This window comes from Streptomyces akebiae (genome assembly GCF_019599145.1).
GTDB lineage: Bacteria > Actinomycetota > Actinomycetes > Streptomycetales > Streptomycetaceae > Streptomyces > Streptomyces akebiae.
On record NZ_CP080647.1, the window covers coordinates 6,361,922 to 6,375,537 of the forward strand.

Consider the following 13,616-nt stretch of genomic DNA (forward strand, 5'->3'; position numbering starts at 1 on the left):
CTAGCTTCGCTGTCGACGTCCACCCCGGCACCACGTGCTCGTGATCGCGTGGCAAGTGGGGCACAGTAACCGCAGGTTCTCGCGCCGGTCGTCGCTCCAGTCCCCGTTGATGTGATCGACCTCCAGCGTCATGGGCTTGCTGAGCCACGTGGGTCCGATTCCGCACTCGGCGCACTCCTCGGGTTCGCCCACTTCCGAGAGCGCCCTACGTAGTAGGTGCGTTCTCGTCCGACGGGTGCCTTCGTGCTGGACCAGGATGTCTCCGGCCTGCCTGAGAGGTGTGGTGCCCGGCCCACCTCGTTGATGGGCCTGCCCCAGGAAGTGGGAAGTGTTGAGACCGTCCTCGATCACCCAGCAGCGGAACTGGGCGCGCAACCTGCTGTTGTAGGGCTCCATCCCCAGCGTACGGAGCGCATCCGCAATGGAGGTTGCTCCCTCGACCGCTCGGCGCAGCTCGTCGGCGGCTGGTCTGGCCGGCGCTGCCCTCGCTCGCCTCTGACGGGGCATGTGCGACACGTCGATCCCGAAGTGATCGAAGCGCCGAAAGAGATGGCGGCGCAGTTGGTCGTATGGCCGGGTGCCGAAGAAGGAGATGACTTCCTCGATGTCGGAGCACTGCGCTGCTGCTTCTTCCAGCCGCTCCCGGGTGTACTGCACGCCGCTGCTCATGAGGTGCGCCCTTTGCCGCGCCCCCGGTAAGTGTCCGTCGTCGAGTGGCAGTTGGGGCACAGGAATCGCAGGTTCTCGATGCGGTTGTCGCGCCAGTTGCCGTTGATGTGGTCGACCTCCAGGGGAAGCGGGTGCCCTCGCCAAACCGCGTCCGTACCGCACATGGCGCATCGCTCCGGTACGCCCGTGGTCGTCATCGCCCACTTGAGCCGATCGCTCGGGAGGCGTCGAGCCTGGCCGGTCTGCTGCTCGACGAGCAGGCCTTCTGGCGTTCGGGGACGCCATGCCTTGCCCCGCTGGGTCGGCACCTGGAAGTGCGAGGTGTCGATGCCGTACGCCCTGATCCGGCGACTGATGTGCGTGTGGTGTCCACCGACGACCTCAAGCCCGAGACGCCGAAGGACTTCGCACATGTTCGTCGACGCCGCAACAGCCTCTTGAAGGATCCCCTTTGTCTCCAGCCGTTCCTTCGGGTACGCACTGGCTCTCATCGGTTCCTCTCCCTCCCGGCCACCTGTTCGTGGCTCGTATGGAGTAACGAACCGCTGATCGGACAGTCACGCCTGAAATGCGGAACGGCTCGTACCGGATCACTTCGGTACGAGCCGTTCTCAAACGATCAAACGGGTCTCAGATGCCCAGGTCCTTGATGATCTTGGCCACGTGGCCTGTCGCGCGGACGTTGTAGAGGGCGTGTTCGACCTTGCCCTCCTCGTCGACGATGATCGTGGAGCGGATGACGCCCATGTAGGTCTTGCCGTAGTTCTTCTTCTCCCCGAAGGCGCCGTAGGCGTCCAGCACCGTCTTGTCGGGGTCGCCGAGAAGGGTGACCTTCAGGGACTCCTTCTCGCGGAACTTGGCGAGTTTCTCGGGCTTGTCGGGGGAGATGCCGATGACGTCGTACCCGGCGTCCGCGAGGAGCTCCAGGTTGTCGGTGAAGTCGCAGGCCTGCTTGGTGCAGCCGGGGGTCAGGGCGGCCGGGTAGAAGTAGACGATGACCTTGCGGCCCTTGTGGGCGGACAGGGACACCTCGTTGCCGTCGGCGTCCGGGAGGGTGAAGGCGGGGGCCACGTCGCCGGGCTGGAGTCGCTCGCTCATCGGTCCAGCGTAATGGCGGGCCCTGGCGGTGCCGTGCCGGGTGGAGCTGACAGACTGTGCGGAACCAAGGGATTTCAGGGACAACCGACTACGGGAGGCCCCGCGGTGGCGGAGAGCTCGGACATCAGGACCCCGGCCGAGATCGAGGCGGACATCAAGCGCCGCCGCGACAACCTCGCCGAGACGCTCGACGAGATCGGCGTCCGGGTACACCCCAGGACCATCGTGGGCGACGCCAAGGCCAAGGTCGTCTCCAACATCGACCACACCCTCGGCGCGGCGTACGTCTCGGTCAACCGTGTGGTCAGCGACGTCCGGGGCCAGTTCGTCGACGACGACGGCGCGCCCCGGGTCGAGCGCATCGTGCCCGTCGCCCTCGTGGTCGTCGCGGTCGTGGGGCTCCTCGCCCTCGGCACGCGGCGTCGTCGGGTCTGACGGGGACAGGTAGGTTCGGGGTGTGAGCGAGAAGACCCAGCACGACAAGTTGCCCATTCGGATGCTGCACGACCGTGTGCTCGTGCGGCAGGACACCGCCGAGGGCGAGCGGCGTTCCGGCGGCGGCATCCTGATCCCCGCGACGGCGGCCGTCGGTCGGCGTCTTGCCTGGGCCGAGGTCGTCGCGGTCGGCCAGAACGTCCGTACCGTGGAGCCCGGTGACCGGGTCCTCTACGACCCCGAGGACCGTGCCGAGGTGGAGGTCCGGGGTGTGGCGTATGTCCTGATGCGGGAGCGCGATCTGCACGCCGTGGCTGCGGACAGGTTCGAGGGGTCGGAGGACTCGACGGGCCTTTATCTCTGATTCGCAGGCGGTGAGAGGCGGTGGGGGCTGGTGACCATGGTCACCAGCCCCCACCGCCTTCTGCTTGCTACCTTTGCGGGACCCGACGAGACGCGCCGTACCGGGCCAGGAAAAGACGACGCACCCCCGATTCTTCGCATGGATCACGGAGGTGCCGTCATGGCCTGGGTTCTGCTCGTCGTCGCCGGACTGCTCGAAGTCGGCTGGTCGATCGGGATGAAGTACACCGACGGGTTCACCCGGCCGTTGCCCAGTGTGCTGACCGGCGTCGGCATCGTCGCCAGCATGGTGCTGCTGTCCCACGCCGCCCGCACGCTGCCCATCGGTACCGCGTACGGCGTGTGGGTGGGCATCGGGGCGGCCGGGGCGGCGGTGTTCGGCATGGTGTGGCTGGGGGAGCCGGCCACCGCCGCCCGGATCTTCTTCGTCTGTCTGCTGCTCGTGGCCGTGGTGGGGTTGAAGGCCACCTCCGGTCACTGAGCAGCCGCGGCTATCCGAACGGCCCCACCGAGGTGTCGCCCTCCGAGGTCCCTCCGCCCTCGGTCGCTCCTCCGTCGGCCGTGGCGCCGCCGTCCGTCGCTCCTCCGTCGGCCGTGGCGCCGCCGTTCGCCGCCCCGCCGTCGGCGGTGGCTCCTCCGTCGGCGGTGGCTCCGCCGTCCGTCGCCGTGCCGCCCGTGGCGGACGCGCCGCCGTCGGTCGTGGGTGTGCCGCCGCCGGCGGTGGTGCCGTTGTCGGTGCTGTCGTCCGTCGGGCCGCCGGTCTCCTCGTCGCCCGTGGGGCCGCCCGTCTCCTCGTCGCCGGTGGCGCCCGGCTCTTCGGCCGGGGTGCTGGGCGGGGTGATCACGACGTCCGCGCCGACCTGGAGGTCGAGGTCGAACTCCTTGACCTTCTTGCCCTTCAGGGCGGCCTTGGTGAACTGCGCCCAGATCTCGGTGGGCGCCCCACCGCCGTTGATGCGGGGCAGGCCCATCGCGCCGTAGAGCGGCTTGTGGGCGCCGGTCTTGGGGTCCTGGCCCATCACGGAGACGACGGTGGCGAGGTCGGGGGTGTAGCCCGCGAACCAGGCCGCCTTGTCCTCCTCGGCGGTGCCGGTCTTGCCGGCGACCGGGTGGCCGGAGGCCTGCGCGGCGGTGGCGGTGCCGCTCTGCACGACGCTCTGCAGGATGGAGGTGGTGGTGTCGGCGGCCTTGCGGCTGACGGCCTGCGTGGACTCCGTGGTCGGGAGCTTGACGACCTCGCCGTCCTTGCTGATCTTCTCGATCATCGTGTACGTGCCGTGCTTGCCGTGGTTGGCCAGCGTGGCGTACGCCTCCGTCATGTCGAGGACGCTCGCGGTGGCGGTGCCCAGGGCGATGGACGGGTACGGGTTCATGTCCGGGGTGTTCTTGGGCAGTCCGAGGTCGATCGCGGTCTTCTCGACCTTCTCGGGGCCGACGTCCACGGCCATCTGCGCGTACACCGAGTTCACCGAGCTCTGGGTGGCCTGGCGGACGGAGATGTTGCCGTAGTTGACGTAGTCCTCGTTCTCGGGGTCGTACACCGGGCCGGGCCAGCCCACCACGGGGCGCTTGTTGGTGCCGTCGTAGACGGTGTTCGGGGTGATCGCCTGCCCGCTCTGGGTGTTGGAGGCGTTCTCCACGGCGGAGGTGAACACGAACGGCTTGAAGGTGGAGCCGACCTGGAAGTCGCGGCGGGTCGCGTTGTTGACGTACTGCTTGGTGTAGTCGATGCCGCCGTACATCGCGATGACCTTGCCGGTCTTCGGGTCGATGGAGACACCGCCGGCGCGTACGTAGTTGTCGACCTTGCGGTTCTTCTTGTCGAGTTTGTCCATCAGCTGGTCGTCGACGGCCTTGATGAAGGCGTCCTGCATCTTGGGCTGGATGGTGGTGGTGATGCGGTAGCCACCGCCGTTCTCCAGCGCCTCCTCGTCGATGATCTTGTGGTCGTAGAGGTACGACTTGATGGCCTCGACGAGGTAGCCGCGCTGGCCGGAGAAGGCGGTCGACGTGGTGGCCTGCTTCGGCATCGGGAACTTGGCGCCGGTCCGCTCGGACTGCTTGAGCCAGCCCTCCTTGACCATGCCGTCGAGGACGTAGTTCCAGCGGGCGACCGCGGCGGCCTTGTTCTCGGGGTGGGCGACGACGTCGTACATGCTCGGCGCGTTGACCAGGGCGGCGAGGTAGGCGCCCTGTTCGGCGGTGAGTTTGTCGGCGTCGACGCCGTAGTAGGCCTGGGCGGCGGCCTGGATGCCGTAGGCGTTGCGGCCGAAGAAGCTGGTGTTGAGGTAGCCCTCCAGGATCTCGTCCTTGGTGACCTCGCGGTCCAGCTTGATCGCGATGAAGAACTCCTTGGCCTTGCGGGTGACGGTCTGGTCCTGGGCCAGGTAGTAGTTCTTCACGTACTGCTGGGTGATGGTGGAGCCGGACTGCTTGCCCTTGCCGGTCGCGGTGTTCCAGCCGGCCCGGACCATGGCCTTGAGGTCGATGGCCGGCTCGGAGTAGAAGTCGCGGTCCTCGGCGGCCAGTACGGCGCGCTGGGCGGCCTTGGAGACCTTCGACAGCGGGACGTTCTCGCGGTTGACCTCGCCGTCGCGGGCGATCTGGGTGCCGTCCGCGTACAGGTAGACGTTGCTCTGCTTGGTCGCGAACGCGTTCGCCTTGGGGATGTGGACCATGTTGTAGCCCAGCACGAAGGCGCCGACGATCAGCATGATGCCGACCACGAAGGCGCCGAGCACCATGCGCCAGGTGGGGATCAGCCGCTTGAAGCCGGTGCGCTTGGGCCGTTTGGGCTTCTTGCCCTTGCCGCCGCCCGCGGGGGCCGGGGTGATGTCGGGCGCGGCGGCGGGCGCGGCGGCGGAGGCTGTCGCGGCAGCGGTCGTGGGGGTCGTCCCGGGGGCGGCCTTCTCGGCGGAGATGACGCCGAGTGCCTGTGTGGGCGTGTCGGCGGCGGGCCGGGTGGGCGCGGGGGCCGGCTTCCGGGCCGGTGTGATCCCCAGGGTGGTGGTGGGGGTGTCGTCGGCGGCGCCGGCGGCCGCGCCCGACGCCGCGCCGGGCGTACGGGGGGCGTGGGGGCCGGTGGCCTTGGTGACGGAGGCCGCGCTGGTGTTGCCCTCGCGGGGTCCGGCCGGGTCGCCGCCCTGCGCACCGGCGGCCCCGGTGATCCCGGCGGCCTTGGCGGCGCGGGCCGCGCGGGCCGCCCTCGCAGCCCTGGCGTCCGGCACCCCGGCCGGCTTGCCGTCGCGCCCGGCGTCACGGACTCCGGCGGAGTCACCGCCGCGCACGCCGCCGGTCCGACCGTCCTGAGTCTGGGCGGACTTGCGGTCGGCGGGCGCCGCCGACTCGGCCTGCGGGGCCCGGTCGGCCGTCGCACCGGACTTCCCACCGGGTGCCGAGCCGGGAGGAGTGGAGCCGGGCTCGGCGCCGGACCGCCCACCGGGCGTGCCGCCCGGCGCTGCCTCAGGTCGGCCGCCGCCGGATGCCGCTTGGTGCCGTCCGTCCGGCCGCGCGCCGGACGCGGGGCCGGGCTTTCCGCCGAATGCCGGGCCGGGCTTGCCGGGGGATGCCGAGTCGGGCCGCCCACCGGGACCGGCGTCGGGCCGCCCACCGCCACCGGAAGCCGTACCGGAACGCGCGCCGGGAGCCGGGGCGGGGTTGCCGTCGGAGGGTGCTCCGGGGCGGGCGCCGGGCGCTGCCGCCGAGCGGTCGCCGGACGCCGCTCCGGGACGGCCGTCCGGCCGCGCGCCGGACGCGGGGCCGGGCCGTCCGCCGGAGCCCGCGCCGGACTGTCGGCCGGAGCCCGTGCCGGACTCTCGGTCGGGCGCCGGGCCCGATTGTCCGCCCGTACCCTCGCCGGGCTTTCCGTCGTCGCCGGAAGCCGTGCCCGAATGCGTGCCCGAATGCGTGCCGGACGCCGGAGGCCTTCCGTTCGGCTGCCCGTCGGACGCGGCTCCCTTGCCGGAGGCCGGGCCGGGGTTGCCGGTGGGCGTTTTCCTGGCGGCGTTGGCGCCGGGCCCCGGAGGTGTGCCCGGAGTGCGTGGCTCCGGGTCTCTCGGTGCCCAGCCCGGGCCGTTCCGCTTCGGCTGCGGCTCGTCGCTCATCGTGCTGCCGTGCTCCTGTTTCCGCGTCGTACGTTCATTTCCGTACGGACTCGTACGCTTTGCGCCCACTCCGGGCCGGTTCTGTGCCCCTGAGTGAAGACTCTCGCACCGTGCGATCCGTTCCCGGATCACGGCACGTGCCCCGCGCGCCCCATGAGCGCCACCGTCCGCCCCGCGGTCCGCCCCGAAAACGCGTGGCAGGCCACTCCGGCCGCGGACTAGGCTTCTTCGCTTCGGCCCGAATCGGTCCAGGCCTCGGCCTTTCGCCTAACTCTTCGCAGCGGATGGGGGTTTCCTCGTGGGCACAGGGCGGTTGTACGCCGCCGTCGCCGCCGGTGGTTTCAGGCGGTACGCGACATATCGGGTGGCCACCGCCGCGGGGGTGTTCACCAACACCGTCTTCGGCTTCATCCTCGCATACACGTACCTGGCCCTCTGGCACGAGAAGCCCGACCTCGGCGGCTACGACCAGGCGCAGGCCCTCACCTATGTATGGGTCGGCCAGGCCATGTTCGCGGTCATGGTGCTGGGAAGCGTCGGCTTCGAGGAGGAGTTGATCGAGCGCATCCGGACGGGGGACATCGCGGTCGACCTGTACCGGCCCGTCGACCTCCAGCTGTGGTGGCTCGCCGCGGACATGGGCCGCGCCCTGTTCCAGCTGCTGGGACGCGGTGTCGTGCCCATGGTGTGCGGTGCCCTCTTCTTCGACCTGGCCCTGCCCTCCGGCCCGCTGCCGTGGATCGCCTGTCTCGTCGCGGTCGCCTTCGGCGCGCTCGTCAGCTTCGCGATCCGTTACATCGTCGCGCTGTGGGCCTTCTGGCTCCTCGACGGCGCCGGAGCGATGCAGATCACCTGGCTCACCGGAGTCTTCTTCTCCGGGATGCTCCTCCCGCTGAACGTCTTCCCCGGCGCGCTCGGCGACCTCGCCCGCGTCCTGCCCTGGTCCGCGCTGCTCCAGGCCCCGGCGGACGTCCTGCTGGGCGAGGCCGACCCGCTGGGGACGTACGCCTTCCAGCTCGCCTGGGCCGCGGTCCTGCTCGCGGTCGGACGGCTGATCCAGTCGGCGGCCACACGGAAGGTGGTGGTCCAGGGTGGCTGACCTCGACGAAGTGCCGCAGGTCACGAGAGCCGGACGGACGGCCGGACGGACGGCCGATGGGACGGCCGATGGGACGGCCGATGGGACGGCCGGTGGGACGGCCGGTGGGACGGCCGGAGAAACGGCGGGCGAGCAGCACCCCTTCGGCGAGTACGGCGTGCGCAGCCGCGTACGGGACGGGCTGCGCGCCTATCGGATGATCGCCGCCATGTGGATCCGCTCCACGATGGCCTATCGCGCCTCCTTCGCCATGACGACCTTCGGGAACTTCGCGGCGACCTCGTTCGACTTCGTCGCGATCCTGCTGATGTTCTCCCAGGTCGACGAGTTGGGCGGTTACGGCCTGTCCGAGATCGCCCTCCTGTACGGCACCTCAGCCGTCGCCTTCGGCCTCGCGGATCTGATGATCGGCTCGATGGACCGGCTCGGGCGCCGGGTCCGCGACGGCACGCTGGACACCCTCCTCGTACGCCCCGTGCCGGTGCTCGCCCAGGTCGCCGCCGACAAGTTCGCGTTGCGCCGCCTCGGCCGGATCACCCAGGGGCTGTCCGTCCTCGGATACGCCCTGGTCACGCTCGACATCACCTGGACCCCGCTCAAGGTGCTGATGATCCCGCTGATGGTGTGCGGCGGCGGGCTGATCTTCGCCGCGGTGTTCGTCGGGGGCGCGGCCTTCCAGTTCGTCGCGCAGGACGCCTCCGAGGTGCAGAACGCCTTCACGTACGGCGGCGCGACCCTCCTGCAGTACCCGCCGGCCCTCTTCGCCAAGGACCTGGTGCGCGGGGTGACCTTCGTCCTGCCGCTCGCCTTCGTCAACTGGGTGCCCGGACTGTACGTCCTGGGCCGCCCCTACCCCCTCGACCTGCCGACCTGGCTGGCCTTCGCGCCCCCGCTGGTCGGGGTGGCGTGCTGTGCGCTGGCGGGGGTGGCCTGGCGGGCGGGGCTGCGTTCGTATCGGAGTACAGGGAGCTAAGCGTGGCAGACAGCGCGTTCATCGAACTCGACCACGTCGAGAAGGTCTTCGACGTCCGCAGGAAGACCGGGTTCCTGCGCCGGGAGCGGCGTGAGGTGCGGGCGGTCGACTCGATCTCGTTCACGGTGGCGCGCGGCGAGATGGTCGGCTACATCGGGCCGAACGGTGCCGGGAAGTCGACCACCATCAAGATGTTGACGGGGATCCTGACACCGAGCGGGGGCCGGCTGCGGGTCGCCGGCATCGACCCCTCCCGTGAACGGACGCGGCTGGCCCGGCGGATCGGGGTGGTCTTCGGCCAGCGGACGACCCTCTGGTGGGACCTGCCCCTCATCGACTCGTACGCGCTGATGCACCGTATGTACCGCATCCCGGCCGCCCGTTACCGCGAGAACCTCGACCGGTGTGTCGAACTCCTCGACCTGGGAGCGCTGTTGGACGTGCCCGTGCGGCAGCTGTCGCTCGGGCAGCGGATGCGCGGGGACATCGCGGCGGCTCTGCTGCACGACCCGGAGGTGCTGTACCTGGATGAGCCGACGATCGGGCTCGACGTCATCAGCAAGGCCAAGGTCCGCGAGTTCCTCAAGGACCTCAACACCGAGCGGGGCACGACGGTGCTGCTCACCACGCACGACCTCCAGGACATCGAGCAGTTGTGCCGCCGGGTGATGGTCATCGACCACGGGCGTCTGATGTACGACGGCCCGCTGGCCGGGCTGCACGAGGTGGGTGAGAGCGAGCGGACGCTCGTCGTGGACCTGGAGCGGGAGCTGCCGCCGATCGAGGCCGCGCCCGCCCGGGTCGTACGGGTGGAGGGGCCCCGGCAGTGGCTGGCGTTCCCGGCGTCGGAGTCGGCGGCCCCGCTGGTGGCGCGGATCGCGTCCGCGTATCCGCTGGTGGACCTCTCCGTGCGGGAGCCGGACATCGAGGCCGTGATCGCCCAGATGTACGCGCAGCAGGCGGAGCGGGTGGGCGGACAGGTGGGGGAGCCGGGCCCGGCCGTGTCGTAGCACCCCGTACGGGGTTCCTCGTACGCTGATTCGTATGACGGACGACATGCCGGATCTTCCGGCCGCCGCGGATCTTCGTGCCTCCGACGCCGATCGTGAACGAGTCTCCGAGCAGCTGCGGGACGCGCTCGCGGAGGGGCGGCTCGACCTGGAGGAGTTCGAGGAGCGGCTGGACGCGACGTACAAGGCCCGGACGTACGGTGAGTTGGCGCCGATCACCCGGGACCTGCCCGGTGCGGGAGCCGTGGCGCCGCCGGCCGTCGTGCCGCAGCCGTCCGTGTCGTTGGTCAAGGGACCTGCGGAGGAGGCGAGTTGGCCGGAGCGGATCGTCGGCGGCATCGGCAGTTCCACCTGGGGCGTGGCGATCATGTCCGGGTTCGAGCGCAAGGGGCGGTGGACCGTTCCCGAGCGGTTCGACTGCTTCGCGTTCTGGGGCGGCGGGGAACTGGACCTGCGGGACGCGTACTTCGCGCAGCGTGAGGTCACCATCAACTGCGTGGCGATCATGGGTGGGATCAACGTGATCGTGCCGCCCGGGGTCGAGGTCGTGGTCCGGGGCATCGGGGTCATGGGCGGGTTCGACCACAGTGAGGAGGGGGTGCCGGGGGAGCCGGGCGCCCCGCGGGTGGTTCTCACCGGGTTCGCCTTCTGGGGCGGGGTCGGGGTGGAGCGGAAGGTGCCCAAGGCCGAGCGGCAGCGGCTGAAGGAGGCGCGGCGGCAGGAGCGGTTGGAGCGGCGTGAAGCCCGGCGCGAGTTGCATGCCTCCCGTCGTGATCAGGTGCACGGGATGCGGCGTGAGCGGGACAGGGAGAGAGAGCGGCGTAGGGGTGGGGAGCGGTAGGTCGCATGCCGGGTGCGGGTGCGGGTGCGGGTGCGGGTGCGGGCGCGGGTGCGGGCGCGGGTGCGGGTGGTTGCTCGCGCGGTTCCCCGCGCCCCTTACGGGCCGCTCCCCTGAACCGGGGTGACCTTCACAGCTTCGCCGGTGCCGACCCCTTCAGCTTCTCCAGGTCGAAGACCTCCGCCATGCGGGCGTAGCCCTTGTCGCTGGGGTGCAGGTGGTCGCCGGAGTCGTAGTCGGGGCGGAGGCTGCGGGGGTCGTAGGGGTCGCGCAGGGCCTTGTCGAAGTCGACGTAGGTGTCGAAGACGTTGCCCGAGCGGATGGTGGCGTTGACGGCCTGGCGGACGGACTCGCGCTGGTCGGAGTAGCCGCGGTGGCCGTGGAAGGGCATGAGCGTGGCGCCGACGACGCGCAGGCCCCGGGCGTGGGCCTGGTCGACGAGCCGACGCAGACCCTCGGTGATGGCCTCGGGGTCGGCGCGGCGCGGGTTCTTGAGGATGTCGTTGACGCCGAGGTCGATGACGACGGCCTTGACACCCGTACGGCCCAGTACGTCGCGTTGGAAGCGGGAGAGGCCGCTGGGGTTCTCGGCGGGCCGTCCGTTGCCGTCGGTCAGGACGCGGTTGCCGCTGATGCCTTCGTTGACGACGCTGTAGCGCGGCGTGTCGGAGGAGCCGGCGGCCGCGCGGAGGCGCCCGGAGAGGACGTCCGTCCAGCGCCGGTTCTCGCCGACGGTGGAGGAGACGCCGTCGGTGAGGGAGTCGCCGAGGACCACGACCGTGCCCTCGGACTCGTTGCTCAGCACGTCCAGGGCGGTGACGTACCGCCAGTGGAGTGACTGCGTCGTGTACGGCGTACCGGTGACGTCCGCGACCTGGTCGCCCTCGGCGGTGTAGGAGATCTGCCGCGCGTGCGTGTGGTAGGTCACCGGGCCGGAGGGGGTCGGGGAGTAGGTGGTGATGAGTACGTCGCTGTCGTGCGGGATCGGCACCCGTACGGCGTCGCTCACCACCTGCCGACCCGGCGCGATGACGACCGTCGGGTTGCCGGCGAAGGTGAGGCGGCGCATGGTCTCGGCCGCCGCGGCCGGGGTGTCGGTCGAGGCGGCGACGGCGAGCGAGGCGTGAGTGATGGTCAGCGGCTGCTGGCCGTAGAGGTTGGACAGGGTGACGCGGGCACTCGTACCGGCGGCGGTCGTGTGCACCACGTTGCGCACCGAGCGGCCGGCGAGGCCGTCCCGCTCGGTGCCCGGCTCCGACCCGTTCGGCGAGGCGGCCCAGGCGCCGACCCAGACGCCCGTGGAGGCGGGGGCGGCGCTGTTGCGGGGCGCGCGGGCGAAGGTCTCCTGCCGCGGGGTGCCGTCGTCGATGCCGACGCCGACGTATATCGCGGCCGAGACGGCCACGATCAGGGCGGTCATGGCCGCCAGAAGTGCATAACCGTGCTGCTTGGTCATGCGGTGTGTTACTCCTCGGGCTGTGGAGCCCCGAGGCTCCGATGTGATCACCCCATGATGCGTCATGGGATGGGGGTTGCTTGCGAGAACCCCCATCGGTTCCCCCGCCCGGACAGACGCGGGGAACTCCTGTTCCGTTCCGGGAGTACGTCATGGAGTAGGTCACGTCACCAAGCGGTGAAGAGATGAGGAACGGGACAATGTGTACGGGGGACAGGGAACGGGTGGAGTGAATGGACCGTACGAAAGCGGAAGAAGCGCAGCCCGAGGCGGCGGTGGGCGCCGGGGCGCGCGCCTCGCACCGCACCATGACCACCTTCAGCGCCGCCGACGAGGAGAAGCAGCGCGGCGTCCGGCAGATGAAGCTCATCGCGGCCGGGCTGCTGCTCTTCGTGGCGCTGGTCTACGTGCTGGCCAAGTGGGCCTCGCACGAGGGTGCGGGTGCCTGGGCGGGCTATGTCGCGGCGGCGGCCGAGGCGGGCATGGTGGGCGCGCTGGCCGACTGGTTCGCGGTGACCGCGTTGTTCCGGCATCCGCTCGGGCTGCCCATCCCGCACACCGCGATCATCCCCACCAAGAAGGACCAACTGGGCGTGACACTCGGTGAGTTCGTCGGTGAGAACTTCCTCTCCCAGGACGTCGTACGGCAGCGGCTGCGGGCCGTCGGCATCGGCAGCCGGCTCGGCGCGTGGCTCGCCGAGCCGCAGCACGCCGACCGGGTGACGGCCGAACTGGCGACCGCGCTGCGGGGCGCGCTGACCGTGCTGCGCGACTCGGACGTGCAGGCCGTGGTGGGGGAGGCGATCACCCGGCGGGCCAACGCGCAGGAGATCGCGCCCGGTATCGGCAAGATGCTGGAGAAGGTCGTCACCGACGGCGGCCACCGGCGGGTCGTCGACCTGATCTGCACCCGCGCCCACGACTGGCTGGTGCTGCACGACACGCAGGTCATGGACGCCGTCGAGGGCGGCGCCCCCGGCTGGACCCCCCGCTTCGTGGACCGCAAGGTCGGCGAGCGCGTCTACAAGGAACTGCTCCGCTTCGCCACCGAGATGCGTGACTCGCCCACGCACCCGGCGCGCGGCGCCCTCGACCGTTTCCTCACCGACTTCGCCACCGACCTCCAGTCCGACACGGACACCCGGGCGCGGGTGGAGCGACTCAAGGGCGAGGTGCTGGGCCGGGGCGAGGTCCAGGACCTGATCGCCTCCGCCTGGACGGCCGTACGGTCGATGATCGTGTCCGCCGCCGAGGACGAGCGCAGCGAACTGCGGCTGCGGGTCCGCGCGTCGCTGCTGTCGCTGGGGGCCCGGATGGCCACCGAGCCGAGCGTGCAGGCCAAGGTGGACAAGTGGGTCGAGGGCGCCGCCGTGCACGTCGTCACCACCTACCGCGCCGAGATCACCTCCCTCATCACCGAGACCGTCGCGAGCTGGGACGCCGAGCACACCACGAAGAAGATCGAGGCCAACATCGGCCGTGACCTGCAGTTCATCCGGATCAACGGCACGGTCGTGGGTTCGCTGGCCGGGCTGCTCATCTACACGGTGTCGCGGGCGCTGGGGGCGTAAC

The 13,616-nt window shown here is 70.6% G+C and carries 12 protein-coding genes, 1 pseudogene and 1 riboswitch; of the genes and pseudogenes, 8 read left to right on the forward strand and 5 right to left on the reverse strand.

The window, feature by feature from the left end; translation table 11 throughout:
- The 3 genes and pseudogenes from K1J60_RS27400 to bcp all read right to left on the reverse strand — a co-directional run bounded on the left by K1J60_RS27400 (position 1) and on the right by bcp (position 1,767).
- The gene (locus K1J60_RS27400) at positions 1 to 669 is read right to left on the reverse strand and encodes an HNH endonuclease (RefSeq protein WP_220648510.1); all 669 of its coding nucleotides are present in this window, start codon (positions 667 to 669) and stop codon (positions 1 to 3) included.
- Positions 666 to 1,124 (reverse strand): annotated as a pseudogene (locus K1J60_RS27405) (HNH endonuclease); the annotation flags it as partial. The pseudogene K1J60_RS27405 and the gene K1J60_RS27400, both read right to left, overlap by 4 nt.
- Before the next feature lie 175 nt (positions 1,125 to 1,299).
- Positions 1,300 to 1,767, reverse strand: a complete 468-nt coding sequence (gene bcp / locus K1J60_RS27410) for a thioredoxin-dependent thiol peroxidase (RefSeq protein WP_220648512.1) — start codon at positions 1,765 to 1,767, stop codon at positions 1,300 to 1,302.
- A 105-nt stretch (positions 1,768 to 1,872) separates the two neighbouring features.
- Between bcp and K1J60_RS27415 the strand changes: the two genes are divergently transcribed.
- The 3 genes from K1J60_RS27415 (at position 1,873) to K1J60_RS27425 (ending at position 3,046) form a co-directional block, all read left to right on the forward strand.
- On the forward strand, positions 1,873 to 2,202 hold the full coding sequence (locus tag K1J60_RS27415; RefSeq protein WP_220648513.1) for a DUF3618 domain-containing protein: 330 nt from the start codon (positions 1,873 to 1,875) through the stop codon (positions 2,200 to 2,202).
- 22 nt (positions 2,203 to 2,224) lie between these two features.
- A complete protein-coding gene (locus tag K1J60_RS27420; RefSeq protein ID WP_033525031.1) occupies positions 2,225 to 2,566 on the forward strand; it encodes a GroES family chaperonin in 342 nt (113 codons plus the stop codon).
- Between the two features lie 59 nt (positions 2,567 to 2,625).
- A riboswitch (guanidine-III (ykkC-III) riboswitch) is annotated at positions 2,626 to 2,691 on the forward strand.
- Between the two features lie 34 nt (positions 2,692 to 2,725).
- Positions 2,726 to 3,046 carry a DMT family transporter gene (locus tag K1J60_RS27425; RefSeq protein WP_220648514.1) on the forward strand — a complete coding sequence of 107 codons (321 nt, stop codon included), beginning with the start codon at positions 2,726 to 2,728 and terminating at the stop codon, positions 3,044 to 3,046.
- Positions 3,047 to 3,056: 10 nt separating this feature from the next.
- On the opposite strand, the gene K1J60_RS46930 is transcribed toward K1J60_RS27425, so the two are convergent.
- Complete coding sequence (locus K1J60_RS46930) at positions 3,057 to 6,668, reverse strand: transglycosylase domain-containing protein (RefSeq protein WP_317619729.1); 3,612 nt, start codon at positions 6,666 to 6,668, stop codon at positions 3,057 to 3,059.
- Positions 6,669 to 6,966: 298 nt separating this feature from the next.
- Here K1J60_RS46930 and K1J60_RS27435 point away from each other — a divergent pair, with 298 nt between their 5' ends.
- The 4 genes from K1J60_RS27435 to K1J60_RS27450 are packed head-to-tail and all read left to right on the forward strand — an operon-like array spanning position 6,967 to position 10,591.
- On the forward strand, positions 6,967 to 7,767 hold the full coding sequence (locus tag K1J60_RS27435; RefSeq protein WP_220648515.1) for an ABC transporter permease: 801 nt from the start codon (positions 6,967 to 6,969) through the stop codon (positions 7,765 to 7,767).
- Entirely contained in the window at positions 7,760 to 8,740 is a 981-nt protein-coding gene (locus tag K1J60_RS27440) for an ABC transporter permease (RefSeq protein ID WP_398683359.1), read from the forward strand. The genes K1J60_RS27435 and K1J60_RS27440 overlap by 8 nt, the downstream gene beginning before the upstream one ends.
- Before the next feature lie 2 nt (positions 8,741 to 8,742).
- The gene (locus tag K1J60_RS27445) at positions 8,743 to 9,750 is read left to right on the forward strand and encodes an ABC transporter ATP-binding protein (RefSeq protein WP_220648516.1); all 1,008 of its coding nucleotides are present in this window, start codon (positions 8,743 to 8,745) and stop codon (positions 9,748 to 9,750) included.
- A gap of 34 nt (positions 9,751 to 9,784) precedes the next feature.
- Positions 9,785 to 10,591, forward strand: a complete 807-nt coding sequence (locus K1J60_RS27450) for a DUF1707 SHOCT-like domain-containing protein (RefSeq protein WP_220648517.1) — start codon at positions 9,785 to 9,787, stop codon at positions 10,589 to 10,591.
- Between the two features lie 127 nt (positions 10,592 to 10,718).
- Here the strand turns inward: K1J60_RS27450 and K1J60_RS27455 are convergent, their stop codons facing one another.
- Positions 10,719 to 12,044 (reverse strand): SGNH/GDSL hydrolase family protein, encoded by a 1,326-nt coding sequence (locus tag K1J60_RS27455; protein ID WP_220648518.1) that lies wholly within the window; start codon positions 12,042 to 12,044, stop codon positions 10,719 to 10,721.
- Positions 12,045 to 12,277: 233 nt separating this feature from the next.
- Here K1J60_RS27455 and K1J60_RS27460 point away from each other — a divergent pair, with 233 nt between their 5' ends.
- The gene (locus K1J60_RS27460) at positions 12,278 to 13,615 is read left to right on the forward strand and encodes a DUF445 domain-containing protein (protein WP_220648519.1); all 1,338 of its coding nucleotides are present in this window, start codon (positions 12,278 to 12,280) and stop codon (positions 13,613 to 13,615) included.
- The last annotated feature ends 1 nt before the right edge of the window (position 13,616 follow it).